We start from the raw sequence: 20,547 nt of genomic DNA on the forward strand, positions 1-20,547 counted from the left end.
TTCGAAAGCATATTTTAGTCATTTTTGAAATAAAAGGGGGAAATACATTTGACTAATGTCCAACAAATCGCACCAAATTTCTATTGTATTGACACACATGATTTAAATCGTGAGCAGCGAACGAGCTCCTATTTATTAATGGATGAAAAAATTGCCTTGATCGAAACTTCTGCAAGCCCTTCCGTTCCTTATATTATGGCAGGATTAAAGGAACTAAATATTGCATTAGAGGATATTCACTATGTAATCGTGACACATATCCATTTAGATCATGCTGGCGGCGCAGGTTTATTTTTACAAAGCTGTCCTAATGCCAAATTAGTAGTCCATCCACGAGGGGTGGCTCACATGATTGATCCAAGTCGCCTTATTTCCAGTGCAAAGAGCGTTTATGGTGCTGAATTTGATAAACTCTTTGATCCAATTGTGCCTATCGATGCTACGCGAATTATTGAGGTTAGCCATGAACAGCGTCTATCTTTAGGACAACATCATTTAACGTTCTTTCATACAGAAGGTCATGCTAAACATCATGTTTCAATGCTTTATTCTGCTACAAATAGCTTGTTTGTCGGGGATACAACAGGCGTTCGTTACCCAGAAATGGATGGTGAAGCGATTGATTTAATCATTCCGTCGACTTCTCCAAACCAGTACGACCCAGAAACAATGGAGCTATCTCTTCAATTGTATGAAAAGCTCCATGCAAGTGAACTATATTTCGGCCATTACGGTGCGTATAAAAATCCAACAGAGGCTTATCGTCAGGTGCGCTATTGGACACCTCTCTTTCTAGCAGAGGGCAGAAACGCACAAGCGGCATCAAGTGACTTCCAGCAGCAAGTTCGCTATCTAGATGATCGCTTAAAGACGCTTTTATTCAGCTATTTACAGGAAAACGACATTCCCACAGATCATCCAGTCTATCAAACAATCCCGTTCGATACGATTGTGTCATCAATGGGCATACTGGACTACTTAGAAAAAGTAAATACCCAGGCGTCACGCTAACAGTAAAAAGAGGTGTCTCTAGTGATTTTGGAGACACCTCTTTTCGGGGCCACAAGGAAACTTGCGAAACGCTTAGCTTCTCCACTTGCATCCCTATAAAGGGGACTGCTGCTAATGTAGTCAAAACTAGCCTGTCTTTCAGTAGGATCGCTTTTTTCCTACTAGCTGATGCTTGCTTATTCTTTTTACTAGGTTTAGAAGGGCCATGTATTCACCTAGATAAATTTGAAAAGGAATCATTCTTTTAAACGATCCAAAGCAGCTTGAAAATCCTGTTGTTCCCCCACCTCACGAAATGATTGAAAGGGGTTACTCCCTTTTTTCATACGTTCCATGACAGCAGGAATCGTGAAGAACTCTGGTGATAGACTCTCATGAACTTCCCCCCAATGCAGAGGTGTTGCGACTAAGCCCTGTACATTGCCACGAGTGGAATAGGGAGCAATAATGGTTTTACCCTCAGCATGCTGTAAATAATCTAAATATAATTTTTCATGACGATTCTTTTTTAAACGCTCCATTGTATATAAATTCGGTTTTTGCTGACATAAAAAACGACAAACAAATTCAGTAAACACACGCACCTCTTCATAGCTAAAAGTATTTTCGGGTAATGGAATATAAAGCTGTAAGCCTTTCCCGCCCGATGTTTTGACAAAAGATTGTAGATTAAAAAAGTCAATAATGTCCTTTAAATCAAGTGCACCTGTAATAGCTAATGAAAAATGCTGTGCTGAGGGAGGATCCAAATCGAAAACAATTTCTGTTGGATAAATGGAATGCTGTGTCTGAAATGGAATGTGCAGCTCTATAGCCAGTTGATTTCCTAACCACAAAAGGGTTTCCATATTGTTACATATTATAGTATCAATATGATCCATCGCCGTCGTTGCCACAAAATCAGGCAGTTTTTCTGGTCTACTTTTTTGATAAAAGCTTTCTCCTGGAACACCATGTGGAAATCGTATTAATGTTAGTGGACGATCCTTTAGAAAAGGTAATAAATAGGGCGCGATGCTTTGTAAATAGGATAAATAATAATCCTTTGTTATACCCATTTCAGGCCACACTGGTTTCTCTGGATGGGTAATGGGTACTGATTCGGGGATTGGAAAAAGCCGCCGCTGCATATGCTGCCATTGACAATCTTCTGGTGATAGCTCTAATCGAAAAGCATGAAATCTAGGCTCTCGAAGCTTACTGCCGTCGAAATCTATACATGCGATATCGACACAAATAGAGGGCTCTAACTGCCATAGTCCTTTATGGCGCTGCCCATTTGCCTGAAAGAATGCGACAAGTGTTTGCTGTTCTTCTTCAGCCATGCCATGTTTAAATGTAACGACTTCTCGTACTTGTCCCCCATCATAAATTGAGCCATGAAAATAGCCATTGACCTGATCATACTGCGTTACTATGACCGTCACATAACGCCAATTTTTAATTTTTAACCAATGACTAGAACGGGTATTATCCAGCCATTTACTTGTTTTCTTCTTCGCCACCATGCCCTCACCATTGTAAACCTTGATGGCTTGCCATACATTCTCTCTGTCCTCATCACCTTGGATCATTTGTATAGACCTTGGATCCTCATAGTCGACGCTTGGCAGTTTTAATCTTGTTGCAAGCTTGGACAATTGCTCTTTACGTGTTTTTAAATAGCGGTTTTGCAGTGACACCCCTTTGAAAACTAGCACGTCAAACACAAGATAGCGAAAAGGAAAAGCTTTTGCATGTGTCTCAATGGCATCTTGATTTTGCATTCTCCCTCTTTTTTGAACAATGGCAAATTCGCTTTTGTATTGATTGCGTAAATAAACTAACTCCCCATCTAAGGTTAGTGGTAAAAATGCTTGAATGGACGCATGTATTTGCTGACAAAAAGCCAAAATTTCAGGAAACAAGTGGTTTAAATTTCGACCATTACGGCTAATGAGCAGCGGCTCTTCATCCCAAACTAATATACAGCGAAAACCGTCATATTTCGTTTCAAATAACCATTCACCGCCACTAGGAATATCATTTGTTTCCGTTAAAAGCATTGGTTTCATTTCACCATACCTACTTTGCTTTTTATTTTCAGTGTTTGATGATTTCAATTTAAGATACATAAAAAGCATCAAAATATATCATAGTAAGAAAAACGAGGTGACAAACAATGCATACAGTGTGGAAAGGCAGTATTTCCTTTGGACTGGTTAATATCCCTGTGAAACTACATGCCGCTACTGAAAATAAAGATGTTAAATTGCGACAGCTTCACAAGGAGTGCCATACGCCGATTAGCTACAAAAAGGTTTGCGAGGGCTGTAACCAAGAAGTAAAAGATGAAGAGATCGTCAAAGCTTATGAATATGCCAAAAATAAATTTGTCGTGTTGGATCAAGAGGATTTAGAAAACTTGCGTAAGGAAAATGAAGATAAAGCTGTGGAAATTATTGATTTTGTGCAATTAACTGAAATTGACCCCATTTATTTTGAGCGCACTTATTTCCTCTCTCCTGATGCAACCGGAGCTAAGGCCTATTCCTTATTACTTAAAACATTAGAGCAATCAGGAAAAATTGGCATTGCTAAAATTATTATTCGATCTAAGGAACAGCTTGCCATCGTGCGCGTTTATCAAAATGCCCTCGTGATGGAAACCATTCACTATCCAGATGAAGTGAGAAGTGTTGGGGATGTTCCAAATATTCCAAGTGAACAGGATGTTGTACCAAAGGAGCTTGAAACAGCTCTATTGCTGGTAGACCAATTGACGACTACATTCAACCCTGAAAAATATACGGACGATTACCGCAATGCTTTACTAGAATTAATCGAGGAAAAGAAAGGTACGAATACGGTGGCGACCAGTGATAAACAACGTCCAATTCCTGATAATGTCACGGACTTAATGACAGCACTACAGGCTTCCTTAGATAAAACAAAAAAGCCAGCTACAAGAAAGCGTACTACACGCACAAAGAAAAATGCTTAAAAAAAGCGTATCCTTTTATCGGGATACGCTTTAGAATTGTTGAAGGAAGTGATGCAAATCCTTTTTATGCTGAACTACTAAAATTTTATTTAACAGATCGCTTTGTTGTTTAAAAAATTTAGGTTTCCCCTTCTGCTCAAAGCGTTTATTCCAACGAAACATTTTAAAGAAAATCGAAAATGTTGGCTGATAATGGGCTTTTTCGATACCGATTTTTTGTTTCATAAACCGCTTCATAATACGGAAGACACGAATAGGATAAGGCGTATTGAGAAAGATGATGCAATCAGCTTGTTGGAAGCTTTCAACAACCCACTCCTCTTGATGAATTCCTTCAATAATCCAAGTGTTCGTTTGGAGAATGCTTTGTAAGTGCTCCTTTTTTTCTTCATCTGTTCGCCTAATATCCCCTGAATCCTTTCGAATCCATGCCACATTATCTAATTCATAAAAAGGAATCTGATAGGTTTTAGATAATTCCCTCGCTAATGTCGTTTTCCCACTGCCAACGGATCCAATAATATGTATTCTTTGTGGAAATCCTATCGTCACCGAATCATCTCCCATCTTATGTATCTTTGTAGAAATATTCCCTTTATTATACAATAATTTTAATAATGGTAAAGAGGAGGTTCATACATGTATCAACATAAATTCGAAAAGAATCTACAAAAATATAATTATCCGACTGAATATGATTACCTTTACGAACACTATCAAGATGATCTTCACTATATTTAGCATTATCTTGGTAAATGTATGCTAATTTCTTACCTCCATTTAGAAAGAGACTTTATCATCATATTTGATACAGTCGAATGTAAATTCTCGCATCTTCGGATAAAGAGGCTCGATTTAAGCCTCTTTTCTCACCTGATAATGCATTTGCACCATTTGACCGTATCGCTTTGTCTCCAGTAGCCTTAAATTTTCGAACGGACGTGGAGATTTAAACAAAGATATCCCTGCACCTAGCAAATGGGGAGTAATGGTAATAATCCATTCATCAATTAACTGTTCCTGTAAAAAGGCGTCTAGAATCCCCGCACCACCAACCATCCAAATTTTTGCACCTTGTTGTTCTTTTAATTGCTTAGTAAATGCGACAACATCCTCTTGAACAAACGTCACATGTTTATCTTTCCCAGATTGAGATGTTGTAAACACATAGCACCTTTTATCAGGATATGGGAACGTATCGCTATACGCTAAAATATAATCGTATGTTCGTTTGCCCATAATAACAGTATCAATAGTTTGATACATATCGGAGTAGCCATTATCTCCTTCCCCTTCCGTTTCTTCAAGCCACTGTAAATCATCATTTTCCTTGGCAATAAATCCATCTACACTTAATCCGATAAATACCACTATTTCTCGTGACATCTCGTCAACTCCTGTTCTTTTGAAAATCTCTTGTACAATCTCTATACTAGATATAAAACATGACAACTATTGGCATGATTAAATAAAAAGGTGAAAAAATATGTCCAAAGCCAAACGATTAATTGATATTTTGTTATTTGTCAGTGCTAAAAAGAAATTTACAGCTCAGGAAATTGCCGACACATTCGATATTTCGGTGCGAACGGTGCATCGTTACCTTTTAGATTTAAGTGACATGGGGCTACCTATCTATGCGGAGCAGGGCAGACATGGCGGCTATACAGTATTGTCAAATGCGATTCTCCCCCCTATCTTATTTACCGAGGAAGAAGCGGTCTCTATTTTCTTTGCGTTCCAATCTTTGCATTATTATCGTGACTTACCTTTTAATACTCAAATCAAGTCTGTTTCTCAAAAGCTTTATGATTCCTTACAGAAGGAGGCCAAGAAAAAGGTGGATACGCTGCAATCCTATATGGCCTTTTGGAATCCTAAAAGAGCCATTACAACACCACTCTTAACAGACGTTTTAGAGGCAATCATCAAGCAATCACAATTGCATATCCAATATGAATCAAAGTCTGGTATCACTTCAAAGCATGTCCAGCCTATTGGTGTGTACGCTCATGATGGCTTATGGTATATGCCTGCGTTACTATTATCAAACGAAAAAATTTTACTCTTTCGTGTTGATCGTATCCATGCCATTGAAGCCAGCGATGAAAGCCATAAGACGACTATGAATTTGCAGCAATGGCTCGAAAGTGCCTATGAACCTCAACATCCTATTCGCTTATATGTAGAATTATCAAGTGAAGGGGTTCGTCAATGTTTAAGTGAGCCACATCTTGAAAAAGCTGTTGTCCTACTTAGTGATGGTACAGGCTATATCGATATAATGATCGATCAAGGTGAACTTCAATTGAATAGCTCCCTTTTCTTTCGCCTCGGTCCACATGCGATTGTCAAAGAACCCCAAGCATTAATTCAACTATTGCGTCAGCATGCACACGAGCTATTAGAGATATATCCAGAGCCAAATGAAAGCTAATCTGTTAGATGACAATTTCGTCAGATTCGTGTAACCTTCATCGTTACTACTTTTTAGTAAACTATCTTATACTTGGCTTTGAAGGAGGAGATGACCGTTGCAACCAACCGACAACAACAAACGAATTGATACATTAGATTATTTAAGAGGATTCGCTCTACTTGGCATTATTTTAGTTAATATTCCCGCATTAATGTGGATTGAACCCCCTACATTAACGAGCGATATTGCCTATAGTCGCTTTTTAACTCTTTTTATAGAGGGTAAATTTTTCATCATTTTTTCATTTTTATTTGGTATAGGATTCTATCTTTTTATTTCTCGTGCCCTTGCAAGAAATGAAAAAGCTTATTCCTTATTTAGTCGCAGACTTTTGATGTTATTACTTATGGGGATTGTCCATTTCTATTTCCAACCAGGTGAAGCCTTAACGGTCTATGCCATTTTTGGCTTTTTAGCCTTGCCATTTTATAAAATACGCAAACAATTCAATCTAATCATTGGATTAATCCTATTAGCTATTACTGCTTATTGGGGCCTTAAAATTTTGATGCCCTTTCCACTGATTTTGCTAGGTCTAACTGCTGGTCAATATCGCTTATTTGAAAATATCTCAATTCATCGAAATAAAATCATACTAGTAACGATTGTTATGGGCTGTATAAGTATTGCTAGCTGGATTTATCAATGGCAGTATGTCCCTGATGCAATCGATACGATGGATCAGCTGTCCAAGGATCAGCTAGACGTCCATATTACAAATATCGAGCAATTTGCATTAATCGGATTACAGTTTAGCCCATTCGCTTCGGCATTTTACATGGGGACAATCATTCTATTACTACAAAGCTCTTTATTTCAACAACTGTTATCACCATTAAAGGCATATGGACGAATGGCCTTAACCAATTACTTGGGGCAAACCGCACTTATTCTAGTAATCGGTCATGCCTTCCAGCTCATTGGACAGCTTCGTTACATTGAGTCTTTGTGGATTTGTCTAGGTATTTATGTTTGTCAATTGCTCTTTAGCAAGCTATGGTTACATTTTTTCCGCTTTGGTCCTATGGAATGGCTGTGGCGAATGGGCACCTATTGGACAGCCCCTCCCCTACGCCAAAGCAAAAAAGGGCACTAATTATTTATCGTCAATGATAAACACCTATCAGTATTGGATTAAACGTCATATATTGGTAATGTACCCTACTCGCTTTCCATCTTTGCTCATATCTTCAGCAAGAAACACATCCCCATTTTATTTGGTCACTTATTGCATACATACGATTACGGTCAGAAATATGCAGATGTGACTAATTTAAAAACAGCGTAAGCCCAGTGCTGACGCTGTTTTTTTATTTTTATAAAATAGCTATTAAGAACCGAAAGTAAACATTTGGGACACTTTATAGGAAACAAAAGAAAATAAATCTAGTGACTCAAACTGTAGATAAACTATTTCTGGAGAGTTCAGATGCTAAAAATAGTTTGTCTCTTGCTTTATAGCAAATTTATCCAACATCATTTATACCTAGTGCTTTCTATGCTACAATTTACTATAAGTGAGGAAAGAAGGGTGTCTTATGAAAATATCTGTTTATGTTGCAAGTGCATTTAGCAAGGATCATAAAGGCGGAAATAAAGCAGGAGTGGTATTTATTGAGAATACATTGACCACTACTCAAAAAATGGCAATAGCCAAACAACTGGGCTATGCGGAAACCGCATTTATATCAGAATCTGAAATTGCTGATTATAAATTTGAGTATTTTACACCAAAAGAAGAAGTTGATTTATGTGGTCATGCCACAATTGGCTCTTTCGCGATACTGATGCATTTAAATAAACTTTTCAGGAATAGCTATACGATTGAAACGAACAGCGGTGTCCTTACTATTACCATAAAAGATGACATCATATTCATGGAACAAAACAAACCGAAATTCTATGATATTGTATCTCCAAACGAGTTCATCGACTGTTTTGACATTAAAGATATAGACAATAAATACCCAATTCAAATTGTCTCCACAGGCTTAAAAGATATTTTAATTCCTATAAAAAGCGAAACACGATTACATGCACTGCAACCTAATTTTGAAAAAATTAAAACAATCAGCAAGTATTATAATGTTGTCGGGATGCATCTATATACTTTTAATGACAATCGAATTATATGCAGAAATTTTGCTCCACTATACGACATCAATGAAGAAGCAGCGACTGGAACTTCAAACGGTGCATTAGCTTGCTACCTTTATGAAAAGCACTACTTGCAAAAAGAAGTCTATGTATTTGAACAAGGGTATTCTTTACACTCACCTTCCGAAATATTAGTTAAATTAGCAACCAATAGCAAGAATGAAATAGAAAAAGTTTATGTTGGCGGCAAAGGCTATTATTGTGAAACTAAGTGTTTAAATGTAGAAAATATTGAGTGTAAATAAAAAGGTTGAGAAAATAATTTCTCAACCTCAGACTGTAGACAAAGTATCTGATTATTCGATGCTTTGTCTTTTCTTCTTGGTAAAATGCAATCAAATATACCGCTAAAAAAATAGTTGTTCGTCACTCTTATAATCCTTGGACTAACATCTATATACGCGTTAATGCGCCATTAGGCTTTGGTAACTCTTGGGCTGTTATTTGATTCATTTTACAAAAATGTTTAAAAAATTGTTGTGCCAGCTCTCGTTCATCTGTGTCACTTTTTAATGAAACTATATCAAGCAAAATTTGAGCCATCCATAAATTTTCAAAATAACGATATTTACCTGTATTCCATGTCATTTTTTCAGGGAATTTTTCATTGATATAATAGTGCCAGAAAAGCAGCTGATCCGATTCCTGTTCTGTAAGTTGAATTCTGTATTTTGAATGAGCTGGAATATATCCATCTTCACAAAGCTTGCCGACAAAGTTTTCATTCACCATATAGACACCTAAGATACGTCTGTCTTTTTCAAGCATGCTGGAATCTTTTGCTGTTAAGAGGACAGCGCTATTTTGGTGCAAACGGCTCGGTTTGTTTGGCTTTCCTTTGTTATTACCACTTTTTAATATGCCCGAAAAAACTTTCCACTCTGAAAAAGAACTATCCTGTTCTTCTGTGTCACACCAAAAAACCATTTGTGATGCGGGATGAAGTTTATGGTTATGCATAAGTTTTTCATGTTCCAAACGAAGTACCAGTTTTTTTCTTTGTAGTATTTTTTCCTCTTCCTTCTTCCATTCTTCCTCTTTTCGCTCAATTTCCTTTTTTTGTATAATCTCTTCAAGTAACTTAGCATCACTTTTATCATGTATTTTTAGGTGCTTTCCAAATACATCAGGGAAAACAAACCTTTTATTTTCCGATCCGAAATGTATTTCAATACTAGAATCATTATGCTTAACTATACTACCTATGCCAAAACGCTTGTGTGTAACTTTCTTATTGATTAGATTCATTATTCTAGTCCTCCTTAAGGAATAAAAACTTGGTTACTATTAGATAGTAAATTAATCATTTTATTCAACTAACTTCCTTTAAAGCACACATAACTGTTTTGATTTTTTCTTCGGCTTAAAAAAGGATATTAAAAAAACGTACCCAAATTCTATCTGTAAAAAAGGACATCGGAATTCGAAATACGATTTTAAAAAAGTAATTGTAAGACTATTATAACATTTTTTTAAAAAATTACAAATTTATTATTGACATCACATTTTACCATAAGGTAAAATGATTATTTATTCTTTGAATTACCTTGAAATAGCTATGTAATAAAAGCCTCCAAAAATCGCAAAATTTCTGGAAAACGCCTCTTTAAATAACCACTTGATTATTGGTGCTAAACATAGGAGGGCTTCATGAAATCAATGATGTTCCCTATAAAGAGACCCCCTGTTGCAAAAGTTTTTTGTAAGAAAATCAAGTTAGGGGTTTGGTTCTAACAAGCTTCTTACCTTCCTCTGCTTTAGATAGCAGCTTATTTAATTGTGGTCGGTCTGCTTTCGCTCCAGTGAATTTCTCTTTGTTAATAACCGTTGCCCTTCACTCACCACTATTATTCAAAACCTGTCATTTTAAAAAAATGCATTTTATACGCCTATTTGCTTGCACGATCAACAACCACTCCAATCAGAGCTAAAAAACGAGCCCAGTGTTATATTGTTGTAGGTGGTTTTCTATTGCCTCTTTGCCAACATCAGTAACCTTTTAGGCTATGTATGCCAAATGATTCTTCACCTGTCACTTATCCTAAACATATAATGCAAATAATACCCTTTTTTGTAGGGAGGATTTTATGAAAAATAACAAGGGCTATAGGAATAGCGAGGGGATCGAATCAGTTAGCCAAGCAGCTAAGCTGGCGGTCATTGCAGGAGCCATTACAACACTCGGTGACGCAATAGCAACTATTGCGGCTGGTCTTGCTTTAGAGGATGAGTTGAAGGAAAATGAAAGCAATAGCAATGATATTGACAAACTACAAAAGCAAATTGACGAATTAAATTATGAATTGAAGCAATTAAAAAGGATGTTACGTTAGAACAGTATTTATACCAAAAAACGACAATATCTTTTGGATATTGTCGTTTTTAGGCTATTTAGCAGCCCAAAGATCAATCTCTATTTTAATATCTGGTAGCCCTAAAGCCGTAACATAAGCAACAGTCATAGAGGGATAGGAATCACCAAACATGGCTTCCCATTGCTGATCGAAATAAGCCCAATCAATCTCCTCTGTTGCCCAAATGTTAGCCTTGACTACATGACTAGCATCCAATTCCTCAGCTGCTAAAATCGTTTCTATATTATTAAATGTATTGGTTATTTGTTCCTCGAATCCTTGAGGCAATTGATCATCTTGACCAATACCTATTTGTCCTGAAAATGCATACATTGTTGCATCTTTCGGGATGATTGTTACATGGCTATATTTTCCGACTGGGTAAGGCACCTGCATTGGATTTTTACGCACTATTTTTACTGTCATCTTCCATACTCCTTTAGGTTCTTATTTTTCTAAAAAAGGGCAAACTTATCCCTTGTTCAACGATTTTAGAAAAAAACAGCCGTGGAGAACCCTATACCCATGCTTAAAAAACGAATAGATCTTTTTTTCATGTAAATTCTCCTCCTGTTCCCTAAAGTTATTTTCACTTTACCATTTCTATTCTAGCTAATCAAGGAAGCGTAGAGACGATTTATGAGTTTCTTTATTATTATTTCTCAGGCAATTAACTATATAACCATAACGAATACAGCATATAAATAATAGTGTAAAGCGAAATTAGCCTTACACCTCCGAAATTGTTACCAGGGTCACACCATCCCAAGTGACTCTTCTCATCTTAAAAAACTAGGCTCTCCTAATCGGAGCACCTAGTTTTTTTGTTCCTATGCGTGTTCATTACTAAAATAGCATAGCATCCTCAACAAATTCTGAACAGACTATCTAAAATTGTTATATTCATAAATGCCATAATGGTTCTATACTGCACTTCATTTAATTTTTAACTTACCTATTACTGGATAGGCATAGATAGTCACTTCTTTTTTGGAGGGTGTTTTTCGAATTAGGTTCTATATAAAGGTGAATTGATTTTATACGTTTAGCCCTCTTCGCAATATGAATGCCAAATAAAAATTCACTTTTACTCCATACATAAATTTGCTATACCAATTGTAAAAACTGTTTCAATTGGTTGTCTATCTCAAGAGAATCCTGTTCGTTTTGTCCAATTCCGAAGCAATGTCCCCACTTAGATTCGATTGGTCGATAAACTGCATTAGGCATGTGCTTTACTTCATAAGTATTATCCTCTGGCGGAAAAAAAAGATCGGTCGACCCTGGCATAACAAGGGCTTGAGCAGTGATACAGTTTAACGCTTTTTCAAAATTTCTGTTGTCTTGAGGATTAGCACTTATATCTCCGTTAATACCTGTTCGTAGCATGGCAATCAAGTCGTTTGCATCAAAGGAAAGAAACACTTTATCCCAATAATCTTCTAGATATGCCTTTAATGTCATGTACCCTTCTTCTTGATAGAGCTGTTCTAAATAGTAGGCTTGAGAAAATCCCCATGGCGCATAGGCGCGTCCCATCGCAGCAAGTCCTGCTGTAGGCTGATTAGTGTAGAAGCCTCGCTTCCAGTTGGCGTCTGCTTGCAATGCTGTGATAAGGCTCTCAAAAACAACTTGTGCATGTGGTCTGGTCTTTGCTGTTCCGCCAAACGGTGCAATCCGTTCGACCATCTCAGGATAACTTCTTCCCCATTGAAAGGTTTGCAGCGCACCGAGTGACCATCCAACGACTAGAGCAATTTTCTTAATACCAAATTTTTCAGTTATGAGTCGATGTTGTAACCGAACATTATCATAGATCGTTACAAGTGGAAAATTACCTTTATCCATAGGAGCCTGTGTATTGCTTGGAGAGGAGGATAATCCATTCCCAAACATATTAGGCACGATTATAAAATATTTGTCTGGATCAAGTGCTTTGCCAGAACCAATCAACCACTCATTATCCGTATGCTGGCCAGCAAACCAAGTAGGATAAACAATCACATTTGATTTTGCAGTATTTAAAGTTCCATAGGTTTTATAAGCAAGAAAAGCTTGAGGCAATTTTTGTCCCGATTGTAGCAAGACATCTCCAAGTGAATAAATTTCGTAATCTTTCATAATTCAAATCCCCTTTTATAAAATTTTGCGTGTAGCTTGATTTTTACTCTACGATACTGTTACCATCAAATCAACGAAACGTTTTTGAATATAACGTTCATTTTTTTTGAATTAAGAGGTGCTGTATCAATGGAAATCCGTCAGCTTAAAACATTTTGGACGCTTGCTTCCACTCGCAGTTTTAGTCGCACTGCCGAAGTGTTGAACTATGTTCCGTCTACTGTAACCATGCAAATCAAGGCGTTAGAAGAAGAATTGGGCGTCAGGTTATTGGATCGCTTGGGCAAGAGTGTCGTATTAACAGATGCTGGCCACCAGTTATTGCCCTATGCTACCAAAATATTAAACGATATAGAGGAAGCCCGTTGTGTCTCCAGTCAGAACGGAGAATTAACTGGCACAATTATCATTGGTGCAGACGAAGTACTCTGTACATACCGTTTACCAGCATTACTCAGAGATTATCGTCAACAATATCCCCATGTTCGTCTGCTTTTTAAACCTTTGTCTGGTCAAAATTTGAAACAAAGTCTAAGAGAAGGAGATGTTGATGTGGTCTTTATGCTAGATGAACCTATCGTATCATCAGATCTTCATACAGAAATTTTATTGGACGAACCGTTTCTTATGGTCGTTTCCCCCGACCATCCATTAGCTTCTCGTGCTACATTAAGCATAGAAGATTTTAATAGAGAGCATATTCTATTAAGTGAAAAAGGTTGCTCTTATCGGACTTTCTTTTATCGTACTTTGGTAAAGAATGGGGCAGACAGCTTGACTGAACTTGAGTTTAATAGTGTAGAAGCCATTAAACAATGTACAATGGCGGGACTCGGTATTGCCTTATTACCAAAAATGGCGCTAAAGGGAGAAATGGAGCGAGGTGAGCTGATCCCTCTACCTTGGGATTTATCTGAAATACAATTTGCCACTCAAATGTTGTGGCATCAAGAAAAATGGATTTCTCCATCGATAAAAGCCTTTACAGATTTAGCAAGAAATTTACTACAGTAATATTCTTAGGAGGAAGGGGCGGATTCAGAAGTTAATGATACTGAATCGACCTTTTTCTAAAGAAAGGAAACAGACTCAAATTAGTGCACAAAGGACTTAAAAAATGTGACTACAACATCAAATTAAGGCTGCTTGAGGCTATGTTCAAAGCAATAGAAAAAGCCACCTCCCATTACGGGACATGACTTCTTCCTAAATCTCTTGATATTCACTTTTCAATATTGAAAAAATGGCAAGATCAACATACTTCCCTTTTTCAAGTTCGTGTTGTCTCAAAACACCCTCTTGACTAAAATTTAATTTTTCCAACAATCTTATAGATGAATTGTTTTCTGGCTCTATTTTCGCTTCGATTTTATTTATTCCCATCGACGTAAAAGCAAAATGTATAATCTTACTTAAAGCCTCTTGCATAATACCCTTTCCCCAGTGTTCAGGTTTTAAATCGTAGCCGATTTCTATGCGGTTATGTTCTTTCTCATAATTCAAATAACCACAAGTGCCAATCACTTTTTTGGTCTTAGCTTCTTCAATTACCCATCTTAAGCCAGTTTGTTCTTTGAAAATTTTATCATACCAGTTTAATTCATGTAATGCATCATCAACTGAAGCAAATAATGTTAATGGCAAATACTTGACCACTTTTTCATCAGAATAAAGTGCAAAAATATCTTTGCAATCATCAACTATACCTTTTCGTAAGATGAAGCGTTCCGTTTCCAATTTAGGAAAATCTTTAAATTCGAAATTTATACTCATCATAACTCCTTTTTTCACCATCATTAGCATTATTCATAAATAAATAGTAACACATTATATTCAGAAAATTATCATAACTATTCAATTTGTACATGCAACTCTTTTTATCATTACAAAAACAAAAGCCACATCTATTGGATGTGACTCAATAATTGATTATTTATAACAAAGTTCGAGACTTAGCACTATTGCCAGATACAATAAATTTATCTGTTTCTTCGTCAAAAGCTATAGTGAAACTAAATTCATTCATTAAGCTTCCTGTATAATCACTAAGACTTAGTGTAGGACTAACCCAAAACACAACTTCATTTCCATCAACCTTCCAGCCGCTCTCAAAGCCTTTGTGCTTATCTTCAAGACGCTTTCCGATAGTTTGTCCGTTATTACTAATGGTATTTTTCACTAAATCAATAAATTTATTTTGCGTTTTTATTTCCATTTAATTCCTCCATTCATACTAATAATAGCTTTAATAGTATTATATGGTTATGAATATCAAATTAAAACATTTTTGATGCCTAATCTCTAAAAAAAGCAAAGGAAGCTCTCTCTGACACACTTAATATCTCTTTCTAAAATTAAAGAGCATCATTCCTTACTTGAATGATGCTCCACTAAATTAAACTAAGGATTACCCTTATTTTCCCAACCATTTTTAGAGGTACCATGATTTATTATAATCGCTCTAAATCCTGGTATTCTTTCATGTAAGGACCTTCCTCTGCAACAAATGAATGATACAATGCCTTTACTGCGAAGTTTTTCTCTAAACCCATTTCAGATTTTAGCTTTTTTAATTCATCATGCAACGCTCGATGTTCATTGATAAGCTTTAGCATTGTTGTTTTATTATATTTCATTACATCCGTCCTTTTTGTTTATAACTTGAATAATAACTTTAAAATAGTTAAATTCAGGGGAATTATGTGGAACTGCAAAATCCTCGGGCATCTGATGAAGTTTTATTATTTTTTGACGTGTATCTGGCCATTTAAATGCTTTATCAATAAACGTTTTAAATTTTTTCATGTCAAAGCTCGGGTTATTTGTTGAAGCTATATTACACCATTATCACTCATAATCGCAAGAACAACTTTAAAGATGCAACAGATACTTTAGTACAACATTACTTTATCACGAATATTTCATTTTCTACACTTCCCATTAATACATCACCTATTTTCACTTGATCTGACCATTTAAAATGACATAGGATATATTTCCACATAAAAAGCCTCCATCCTAAGATGAAAGCTTTGTAAGTTAACAAAAGTCTATGGCATAAATTCATGAAAACCTTCTTTAAGAGAACTACTCGTAAAGGTTAAGTTCAATTCGGATAAATCACTTTAATCTTCAACTTTGGAGTACAATCATAAGTTACGCCCCATAACCCTTGATAGGTAAGCATTTCTAGGCTTACCTAAAAATACTGTGCTCATAAAGATAGTCATAGGAAAGGTCAACAAACAAATATTCATGTTCGTTGATGGCGATGGAGAATGTTCTAGTAATTTCCCCTGTTTCAATATCACGGTATAATTCTGAGATTTCCCCACTTTGATCATTCCGCATTTTAATAATTGTTTGGAGGAAGTATGGGCGCCAGCTCCAGTTTTTATTAATGGCTCTTGGCTGTACTTCCCAGTTACCATCAATTCGCATAATATTAGGTGTTAATTGGAAACCATCCTCATTACATATATAGAGTCGGAAAGAGTAATTATCCAATAACTCGGCAAGATATTCTAGCTGGGATACATTGTCGCTCGTTGGTTTCACACGGTGAACAATTGCCTCTAATTCCTCTCTTAATTTTTTCAACTGCACATATTGCGCCTCTAGCATTTTCTTTTCAGAAGTAATGAATTGCTGGCATTCCTTTTTAAAGCGTTCCTTTAACACATCTTTATCGACAAAGGTCATTGCTGGATTCGCTAGGTACGGACCTTGATAAAATCTACCGCCGTTTTTCCAGGCAAATTGTAGCTGGTACACCGTTTCGATATCTTCAAATAAAAGATTGGCACCAATTTTATAGGCAAGGCTACCAATAGCGGAAATCATGTCCGATTGAGCTGACCAAGAATCATAATTTAAATCACGTGTATTAACCTTTAAAATATGAGGTGCCAATAAAGCAATATGCTCTAAATGACTTTCTGCTCCAACTTCCTGCACAGCGGTTTTCACCCCAAAAGTCGTAAAATAACGCAGGGCGTGGTGTAATTTATTTATATCTCCTAAAAAACGGTGCTCTGATACAACCAGTACGATACGGCGTAAATCCTCTTCAGCTATATATTGTTGGATAATATTAAAATGACTTTCACCAAAATCTTGCATTAGTAAATTTGGATTACTTGGAATGTAAATATCTATATCAGATGCAATCTCATCAATTTTGGCTAATGCCGCATGTAAAATTTTATGCTCCATATCAATTCGATATTCTTCTGGAATATCTTCATTATTGACGAAATCCTTTAAATTAATTTGTTGCCCTTCAATTTGGAGATGTCCGGAAATTTCGTAGGCAATCACCGTATGCGCGTCTGCGCTAAATATCGGTTGATAATACCCATGTATTTGATCTAAATTTGTTAACACTTCAATTGCGTCCATCATCGAAACCTCCATTATGAATAACTTCTTATTGTTATTCAAAAATAACATTATATAGTGCATTAATAGCTTAAAAAATGCTCTCTGACTGTATAATAAGTGGTTTAAAGTAAAATCGCAACTTCACTTATCATAATTAATGGAAAATCTAACCTAAATTTTTGCCTTTTCTTCGCTTTAACCAGTGTTTGATTTTCACCATTTCTAACGACTTTCAGACAGAATAGGTTGCTTTCTCTACTATCTGATCATTTTTAAACCAGTAAAACATTTTTTCAAGGCTGTACTCTCACTATAACGTATGCAGCATACCGCGGAAACAGCCATGACAATACATGATAATAACCCTATCTATACTAAATAAATCAGTCATTTACCCAGCAATTCAGGACAATTTTATGTTATTTCAACCTTCAATACTTATTGTAAAAAAATCTATGTCCAATAGCCCATCTGCTCGAAAAATCTAAACAGTCTGTCGCCCAGAAGTCAGGGATGAAAAAAAGCAGCATTCCAAATTGGAGTGCTGCTCATCATTATTCAGACAGGAAGAAATACCAAATGATTGCTAGTACCATTAACGATAACAGAACAGCTATGGTTACGCGAAGTGGTGAAATTGGCGCATTGCCGCCTACTCGCCCCGTTTGTCCGTTCACCATAAAGCGATAAATCTTTTCCTTATAGCGGAAGGAGGATAGCCAAATCGGTAACATTAAATATTTGTATGTAATATCATCATGATTTGTGGAAAAGCGTAAATTTGATACTACATCCGCACGATTTTCCCAACGAATTTTGGACGTAATTTGTGCATGGAGATGATCATGGATTTCATTTTTTGCTTGGCTCCATCCATCCTGCAAGCCGATACTGTAACGCTCTGATAAAAATCCAGCTACATATTCTGGTTTATAGGCTTTATTATTTAAAAGGTTAAAAGGTTCAATCTTGCGCATCATGTCGCGATCATATCGGGTCGTTGCACTGACTAAGTGATCATCGATAAACTCCTGATAAAAGCCACTTGTTGAATACCAATCGGTTTCCGTGTGCGTTTTCCCATCTTTATCAGTAACCGTTCGATGACGTCCATATCTAGCAGAATATCTAGAGCTTGTTTTGGAGTCAAATGTCCAATATGGAAGATATACTCCTTTAAAAGCATCGGGTCTTGCACTAGTTTTAGCAGCTTTCGGTGTAAACCATCTGCCTTTAATCCATTTTTGAAAATGTTCTCCTGCTTGCTTATCTGTTACTTCAAAAGCACATACCCCATTCGGTGCAAGTGTATTTTCAGCGCTAGCCTCCATAACCTGATTGGAACCACAGTAAGGGCAACTATCTGCAACCTGTAGAGCATCATATATCGTTTCAGCAGCACAGGCTTTACAAATGACCGTTTTTTTCTCCACGCCCCAATTGAAATTTCCACGTTCTTCTGCGTTGAAGAAGTCCATTTCCTGGGCAACTTTTTGTTCCTCCTGATCAGGCGTTGCTATTTCAGTCTCAAAGCCACAATACGGACAAGTCAGTTTACCCGTGGAAGGATTAAATTCAATTGATGCGCTACATGACGGACATTCCGCATCAAAGTCAAGCTGCACTTGTTTGACATTTTCAACATCTTGCGTTGACATCAGTCTTCATCTCCTTACTTGACGTCATTCTCATCAAAAACATCGCCACATTCTGGACAGAATTTAGGCGGATTCACTGGGTCCTCTGGTGTCCATCCACATTTATCACATACATAAAGTAAAGCGCCAGCTGGTTTTTTTGCCCCACACTCACTACAGAATTTACCTTTATTGACCGCACCACAAGTACATGCCCAGCCTTCTTCCGCTGGTTTTGCCGCACCACACTCTGAACAGAATTTCCCCGTGTTTTCATGACCACATGCACAAGTCCATGTATCAGTTGCTTTCGTTGCTTGATTTTGCATCGCAGCTTGCTTATTTTGCTCATTTATTTGATAAAGCTGACTAGCATTGACGCCACCAGCTTGTGCGGCCATATTCATGCCCATAAATCCTGCCATCGCACCGCCCTCATTGTTAGCAGCTGCAATCATAGCCTCTGCCTGCGCACCCGTTAAATGGGCAGCTGCCATGCCTGGATCACGCATAACGGCACTACGTTGTAGCTGTTTAATCATGGCTTCATCTTCATCAGAAGCCTTGAGCGTACTGATACCAAATGACACAACAGCCAAGCCACGTGTTGCAAGCCATTTTTCTGATAATACCTTATTGAGTGCATCTGCTAAAGCAACTGTATGAGCAGGTATTTCACTATAACGAACGCCACTTGCTGAAATTTGCGCGAAAGCAGGCTGTAATGCTGTCATTAATTCCGATTTTAACTGGCTATCAATTGCTACTCTTGTGAATTCATGCTCTACATTGCCACAAACATTTGTATAGAATAATAATGGATCAATAATTTTATATGAATATTCCCCGTGACAGCGAATTGCAATGTCAATATCTAAACCAATATTGCGATCGATGACACGGAATGGAATGGGTGCAGGTGTTCCATATTTGTTCCCTACAATTTCCTTCTTATTAAAATAGTAAACTCGCTGATCTTTCGCAGGCTCTCCTCCAAAAGTGAAACGCTTGCCTATTTGCTTAAACGTTTCCAGAATACCTTGCGACAAATCTGAATCAAACATTATTGATGGTTCTGTTGACGTATCATAAACATATTCTCCAGCCTCTGAAGAAAATTCAACAACTTTCCCCTGCTCAACAATCATCATACATTGCCCTTCATTGATGGCAATAATCGAGCCATTGCTAATGATATTGTCATTGCCTTTATTTGAACCTCGTTTAGAAGTACGTTTCACACCCTTTGTTACAAGAACATCTGCAGATAATGCCTCACAATAGAAATACTCACGCCATTGATCCTCTAAGACGCCTGTTAATGCCCCAACTCCTGCTTTTAATAAACCCATAATTTTTCCCACCTTCATATTAATGTTTAGCTTATTTTATCATCTATCAATACTATGTAATACGCAAAAT

General features: G+C 36.9%; 19 protein-coding genes. 7 read left to right on the top strand and 12 right to left on the bottom strand.

Features of this window, described 5'->3' with window-relative positions; translation table 11 throughout:
* The first annotated feature begins 48 nt into the window (after window positions 1–48).
* A complete protein-coding gene (locus tag AC6BKE_RS19805) occupies window positions 49–1,011 on the top strand; it encodes an MBL fold metallo-hydrolase (RefSeq protein WP_499857759.1) in 963 nt (320 codons plus the stop codon).
* A 236-nt stretch (window positions 1,012–1,247) separates the two neighbouring features.
* Here the strand turns inward: AC6BKE_RS19805 and AC6BKE_RS19810 are convergent, their stop codons facing one another.
* Window positions 1,248–3,065: a DNA ligase D gene (locus tag AC6BKE_RS19810; protein ID WP_499857761.1), complete on the bottom strand. Its 1,818-nt coding sequence runs from the start codon at window positions 3,063–3,065 to the stop codon at window positions 1,248–1,250.
* Between the two features lie 107 nt (window positions 3,066–3,172).
* On the opposite strand from AC6BKE_RS19810, the gene ku reads away from it, so the two are divergent.
* Window positions 3,173–3,994 (top strand): non-homologous end joining protein Ku, encoded by an 822-nt coding sequence (gene ku / locus AC6BKE_RS19815; protein ID WP_499857763.1) that lies wholly within the window; start codon window positions 3,173–3,175, stop codon window positions 3,992–3,994.
* A 30-nt stretch (window positions 3,995–4,024) separates the two neighbouring features.
* Here ku and AC6BKE_RS19820 read toward each other — a convergent pair whose 3' ends face one another.
* Window positions 4,025–4,546 carry an AAA family ATPase gene (locus AC6BKE_RS19820; RefSeq protein ID WP_101966712.1) on the bottom strand — a complete coding sequence of 174 codons (522 nt, stop codon included), beginning with the start codon at window positions 4,544–4,546 and terminating at the stop codon, window positions 4,025–4,027.
* 303 nt (window positions 4,547–4,849) lie between these two features.
* Window positions 4,850–5,380, bottom strand: a complete 531-nt coding sequence (locus tag AC6BKE_RS19825) for a dihydrofolate reductase family protein (protein WP_342543904.1) — start codon at window positions 5,378–5,380, stop codon at window positions 4,850–4,852.
* Window positions 5,381–5,480: 100 nt separating this feature from the next.
* Here AC6BKE_RS19825 and AC6BKE_RS19830 point away from each other — a divergent pair, with 100 nt between their 5' ends.
* From AC6BKE_RS19830 to AC6BKE_RS19840, 3 genes are all read left to right on the top strand, one after another.
* A complete protein-coding gene (locus AC6BKE_RS19830; RefSeq protein ID WP_499857765.1) occupies window positions 5,481–6,431 on the top strand; it encodes a helix-turn-helix transcriptional regulator in 951 nt (316 codons plus the stop codon).
* A 97-nt stretch (window positions 6,432–6,528) separates the two neighbouring features.
* On the top strand, window positions 6,529–7,569 hold the full coding sequence (locus tag AC6BKE_RS19835; protein ID WP_036117025.1) for a DUF418 domain-containing protein: 1,041 nt from the start codon (window positions 6,529–6,531) through the stop codon (window positions 7,567–7,569).
* 442 nt (window positions 7,570–8,011) lie between these two features.
* Window positions 8,012–8,875 carry a PhzF family phenazine biosynthesis protein gene (locus AC6BKE_RS19840; RefSeq protein ID WP_036117027.1) on the top strand — a complete coding sequence of 288 codons (864 nt, stop codon included), beginning with the start codon at window positions 8,012–8,014 and terminating at the stop codon, window positions 8,873–8,875.
* A 148-nt stretch (window positions 8,876–9,023) separates the two neighbouring features.
* On the opposite strand, the gene AC6BKE_RS19845 is transcribed toward AC6BKE_RS19840, so the two are convergent.
* Window positions 9,024–9,878 (bottom strand): hypothetical protein, encoded by an 855-nt coding sequence (locus AC6BKE_RS19845; protein ID WP_036117030.1) that lies wholly within the window; start codon window positions 9,876–9,878, stop codon window positions 9,024–9,026.
* A gap of 839 nt (window positions 9,879–10,717) precedes the next feature.
* Here AC6BKE_RS19845 and AC6BKE_RS19850 point away from each other — a divergent pair.
* Window positions 10,718–10,963, top strand: a complete 246-nt coding sequence (locus AC6BKE_RS19850; protein ID WP_036117032.1) for a hypothetical protein — start codon at window positions 10,718–10,720, stop codon at window positions 10,961–10,963.
* 54 nt (window positions 10,964–11,017) lie between these two features.
* On the opposite strand, the gene AC6BKE_RS19855 is transcribed toward AC6BKE_RS19850, so the two are convergent.
* Together AC6BKE_RS19855 and AC6BKE_RS19860 are read right to left on the bottom strand one after the other, a co-directional pair.
* Window positions 11,018–11,410, bottom strand: coding sequence for a RidA family protein (locus tag AC6BKE_RS19855; RefSeq protein ID WP_036117034.1), 393 nt, complete (start codon window positions 11,408–11,410; stop codon window positions 11,018–11,020).
* 681 nt (window positions 11,411–12,091) lie between these two features.
* Window positions 12,092–13,105 (bottom strand): alpha/beta fold hydrolase, encoded by a 1,014-nt coding sequence (locus AC6BKE_RS19860; protein ID WP_499857767.1) that lies wholly within the window; start codon window positions 13,103–13,105, stop codon window positions 12,092–12,094.
* A gap of 129 nt (window positions 13,106–13,234) precedes the next feature.
* Between AC6BKE_RS19860 and AC6BKE_RS19865 the strand changes: the two genes are divergently transcribed.
* Window positions 13,235–14,119 carry a LysR family transcriptional regulator gene (locus tag AC6BKE_RS19865; RefSeq protein WP_089932724.1) on the top strand — a complete coding sequence of 295 codons (885 nt, stop codon included), beginning with the start codon at window positions 13,235–13,237 and terminating at the stop codon, window positions 14,117–14,119.
* 192 nt (window positions 14,120–14,311) lie between these two features.
* Here the strand turns inward: AC6BKE_RS19865 and AC6BKE_RS19870 are convergent, their stop codons facing one another.
* The 6 genes from AC6BKE_RS19870 to AC6BKE_RS19895 form a co-directional block, all read right to left on the bottom strand.
* Window positions 14,312–14,878 carry a GNAT family N-acetyltransferase gene (locus tag AC6BKE_RS19870; protein WP_058843671.1) on the bottom strand — a complete coding sequence of 189 codons (567 nt, stop codon included), beginning with the start codon at window positions 14,876–14,878 and terminating at the stop codon, window positions 14,312–14,314.
* 160 nt (window positions 14,879–15,038) lie between these two features.
* The gene (locus AC6BKE_RS19875) at window positions 15,039–15,320 is read right to left on the bottom strand and encodes a hypothetical protein (protein WP_036117048.1); all 282 of its coding nucleotides are present in this window, start codon (window positions 15,318–15,320) and stop codon (window positions 15,039–15,041) included.
* A gap of 235 nt (window positions 15,321–15,555) precedes the next feature.
* Window positions 15,556–15,741, bottom strand: coding sequence for a hypothetical protein (locus AC6BKE_RS19880; RefSeq protein ID WP_058843670.1), 186 nt, complete (start codon window positions 15,739–15,741; stop codon window positions 15,556–15,558).
* Window positions 15,742–16,300: 559 nt separating this feature from the next.
* Window positions 16,301–17,506, bottom strand: coding sequence for an EAL-associated domain-containing protein (locus AC6BKE_RS19885; protein ID WP_036117053.1), 1,206 nt, complete (start codon window positions 17,504–17,506; stop codon window positions 16,301–16,303).
* Between the two features lie 536 nt (window positions 17,507–18,042).
* Window positions 18,043–19,146 carry a TFIIB-type zinc ribbon-containing protein gene (locus AC6BKE_RS19890; protein WP_058843669.1) on the bottom strand — a complete coding sequence of 368 codons (1,104 nt, stop codon included), beginning with the start codon at window positions 19,144–19,146 and terminating at the stop codon, window positions 18,043–18,045.
* 14 nt (window positions 19,147–19,160) lie between these two features.
* Window positions 19,161–20,477 carry an SPFH domain-containing protein gene (locus AC6BKE_RS19895; protein WP_036117057.1) on the bottom strand — a complete coding sequence of 439 codons (1,317 nt, stop codon included), beginning with the start codon at window positions 20,475–20,477 and terminating at the stop codon, window positions 19,161–19,163.
* Between the last annotated feature and the right edge of the window lie 70 nt (window positions 20,478–20,547).

This window comes from Lysinibacillus sp. COL-1, assembly GCF_059814265.1.

Bases quoted from the DNA above. Each gene is read 5' to 3' on its own strand.
- AC6BKE_RS19810 (WP_499857761.1), bottom strand. From the start codon at position 3,065: ATGAAACCAATGCTTTTAACGGAAACAAATGATATTCCTAGTGGCGGT.
- ku (WP_499857763.1), top strand. From the start codon at position 3,173: ATGCATACAGTGTGGAAAGGCAGTATTTCCTTTGGACTGGTTAATATC.
- AC6BKE_RS19825 (WP_342543904.1), bottom strand. From the start codon at position 5,380: ATGTCACGAGAAATAGTGGTATTTATCGGATTAAGTGTAGATGGATTT.
- AC6BKE_RS19830 (WP_499857765.1), top strand. From the start codon at position 5,481: ATGTCCAAAGCCAAACGATTAATTGATATTTTGTTATTTGTCAGTGCT.
- AC6BKE_RS19840 (WP_036117027.1), top strand. From the start codon at position 8,012: ATGAAAATATCTGTTTATGTTGCAAGTGCATTTAGCAAGGATCATAAA.
- AC6BKE_RS19845 (WP_036117030.1), bottom strand. From the start codon at position 9,878: ATGAATCTAATCAATAAGAAAGTTACACACAAGCGTTTTGGCATAGGT.
- AC6BKE_RS19850 (WP_036117032.1), top strand. From the start codon at position 10,718: ATGAAAAATAACAAGGGCTATAGGAATAGCGAGGGGATCGAATCAGTT.
- AC6BKE_RS19855 (WP_036117034.1), bottom strand. From the start codon at position 11,410: ATGACAGTAAAAATAGTGCGTAAAAATCCAATGCAGGTGCCTTACCCA.
- AC6BKE_RS19860 (WP_499857767.1), bottom strand. From the start codon at position 13,105: ATGAAAGATTACGAAATTTATTCACTTGGAGATGTCTTGCTACAATCG.
- AC6BKE_RS19865 (WP_089932724.1), top strand. From the start codon at position 13,235: ATGGAAATCCGTCAGCTTAAAACATTTTGGACGCTTGCTTCCACTCGC.
- AC6BKE_RS19870 (WP_058843671.1), bottom strand. From the start codon at position 14,878: ATGAGTATAAATTTCGAATTTAAAGATTTTCCTAAATTGGAAACGGAA.
- AC6BKE_RS19875 (WP_036117048.1), bottom strand. From the start codon at position 15,320: ATGGAAATAAAAACGCAAAATAAATTTATTGATTTAGTGAAAAATACC.
- AC6BKE_RS19880 (WP_058843670.1), bottom strand. From the start codon at position 15,741: ATGAAATATAATAAAACAACAATGCTAAAGCTTATCAATGAACATCGA.
- AC6BKE_RS19885 (WP_036117053.1), bottom strand. From the start codon at position 17,506: ATGGACGCAATTGAAGTGTTAACAAATTTAGATCAAATACATGGGTAT.
- AC6BKE_RS19890 (WP_058843669.1), bottom strand. From the start codon at position 19,146: ATGTCAACGCAAGATGTTGAAAATGTCAAACAAGTGCAGCTTGACTTT.
- AC6BKE_RS19895 (WP_036117057.1), bottom strand. From the start codon at position 20,477: ATGGGTTTATTAAAAGCAGGAGTTGGGGCATTAACAGGCGTCTTAGAG.